This is a genomic window from Megasphaera cerevisiae DSM 20462 (assembly GCF_001045675.1).
GTDB lineage: Bacteria > Bacillota > Negativicutes > Veillonellales > Megasphaeraceae > Megasphaera > Megasphaera cerevisiae.
This window is the reverse complement of the sequence record NZ_LEKT01000107.1, coordinates 1-1868: the sequence shown is the minus strand read 5'-3', so window position 1 is coordinate 1868 and position 1868 is coordinate 1. Positions and strand designations below refer to the sequence as shown.

The 1868-nt window shown below is 37.4% G+C and carries 4 protein-coding genes; 2 read left to right on the top strand and 2 right to left on the bottom strand.

The annotated features are described in order from the left end of the window. Both AB840_RS16295 and AB840_RS15165 read left to right on the top strand, forming a co-directional pair. Positions 1–207 (top strand): integrase core domain-containing protein (locus tag AB840_RS16295; RefSeq protein WP_152669421.1); only part of this gene is annotated, 207 nt, incomplete at its 5' end. A 312-nt stretch (positions 208–519) separates the two neighbouring features. Next, the gene (locus AB840_RS15165; RefSeq protein WP_048515656.1) at positions 520–1131 is read left to right on the top strand and encodes a helix-turn-helix domain-containing protein; all 612 of its coding nucleotides are present in this window, start codon (positions 520–522) and stop codon (positions 1129–1131) included. Positions 1132–1206: 75 nt separating this feature from the next. Here AB840_RS15165 and AB840_RS15160 read toward each other — a convergent pair whose 3' ends face one another. Together AB840_RS15160 and AB840_RS15155 are read right to left on the bottom strand one after the other, a co-directional pair. After that, positions 1207–1425: a helix-turn-helix domain-containing protein gene (locus AB840_RS15160; RefSeq protein WP_048515655.1), complete on the bottom strand. Its 219-nt coding sequence runs from the start codon at positions 1423–1425 to the stop codon at positions 1207–1209. A 201-nt stretch (positions 1426–1626) separates the two neighbouring features. Beyond that, positions 1627–1868: IS256 family transposase (locus tag AB840_RS15155; RefSeq protein ID WP_048515654.1), on the bottom strand; the 242-nt coding region annotated here is incomplete at its 5' end.

Below are 1868 nucleotides of genomic sequence, written 5' to 3'. Positions count from 1 at the left end.
AGCCGAGCCGGCTGTCCATATGATAATGCACCCATGGAACGATTCTATAACACGTTGAAAAATGAGTATTTTAATTTACGGAAATTTAGGGATGTGAAGTCGATGAATGAAGGTATTTATTGGTTTGTCTATTGCCATTACAATCGGCGTAGACCCCATTCCTACAACAATGGATTACCTCCTTATGCTGCCAGAATGTCGGCATAAGGAAACTATCACTCAGTGTTACAATTTGGGTTGACTACTACAAACAATACACACTTTAAACACCGCCGTTATTTCATTTGCAGGCACAAAATTAGCAATTATAAACTTATCATTTTTATATCGTTATCTTATAAAAACAACAAATACAAATTGGATGTTTTTAGCATAGTATCATTTTTCGTAACTTATAGAATAATGTTATTACATAATAAGTTATATGTCAATATTTTCCTTGTTTTTACGTTGCTATTTATATACCATATAGTTATATTAGTACTTAAAACGTAACAAATTTTTTGAAGGGTATCCTATATGATGAATAAGTTGAAAGAACTACGACATGCACGCGGGGTTCCGCAGCAATTGGTTGCTGATTTACTGCACGTAACAAAAGCAACGTATTCCCGCTATGAAAATGGTCAATTCGAACCCACGCAGGCCTCACTTATTCAATTAGCTGACTATTTTCATGTAACAATTGACTATCTCCTTGGTCGGAAAATAATAGAAACAGAGATTGGCAAAAGCACAAAAATCCCCATTTTTCATCAGATTACTTCCGATATCCCGATCCATGTGGCTACCGATATTGACGGCTATGAAGAAATTTCCCGGGCAAAGTCTATCCATAGAGATTATTTTGCCTTTCGCATGCCTGATAACAGTATGGAACCAGAGTTACACCAAAATGATGTCATCATCGCCAGTCATCAGAATGACATCACCGCCACGGACCTCTGTATTGTTCTTATCGAGCACAGCAATGCCACAGTACGCAAGGTTCAAAAGGAAAAAGATGGAATACTTATTATTGGATATAATTTTTCTTCCTGTGTTTCTCATTTTTACACATCCCAAGAAACTCGGGAGCTCCCTATCAAAATCATTGGCACTGTTACAGAAATCAGACGAAAATTAAAATAAAAAAAATATCCGCAGATTACTCTGCGAATATTCGTTTCAAAATACCGTCAATTATACTATGCGGGGGAATATCATCTATTTTTTTTCTTCTAACAGTTCGTCAATACTACAGTTCAGCAGCTGCGCCAACTTAGGCAGCTTACTTGCCCGTGGCAACATCACGTCCGTCTCCCAACGGCACACAGATGCCCGCCTGACACCCATGGAGCGGGCAACTTGTTCTTGTGTCCATTTTTTCTTAATCCGCAGCTTTTGAATATTATTACCTTTTTCATTGCTTTTTTTAGCAGTCATAACTATGATATCCCTCCTTACTTAAAATATATTCCTATATATACTTTAATATCCGGTCCGGCACGTCAGTCCGATTCATAATACCTCCCATAAAGGGATTCTTTTTATATTATAAGGCACTGATTTATATTTTTGCAAAGCAATATGTTTTATTGATAGTGTCAAGCAATGTTCGCAAAAACCATCAACCTCCAAATGGGATTAAGCAGTTTTTGCTAATTGTAGTTGAAGCTCGGTAATAATTTTAGGATTAATGTAAGAACGCCCGCTGGACCAATCTTCGCTGTACTCAATGAGATAGCTTGTGACAAGCCGGACGTATGAATCCATACTGGGGAAAATTCCAACGACTCTAGTCCGGCGCCGGATTTCCCTATTTAATCGTTCCAGTAGATTTGTAGATGAGATTTTTCTAGCATCAATTTCTTGGAAACTGAAAAATT

Excerpts from the sequence above, each read along its gene's own strand:
- AB840_RS15165 (WP_048515656.1), top strand. The coding sequence starts at position 520 with ATGATGAATAAGTTGAAAGAACTACGACATGCACGCGGGGTTCCGCAG.
- AB840_RS15160 (WP_048515655.1), bottom strand. The coding sequence starts at position 1,425 with ATGACTGCTAAAAAAAGCAATGAAAAAGGTAATAATATTCAAAAGCTG.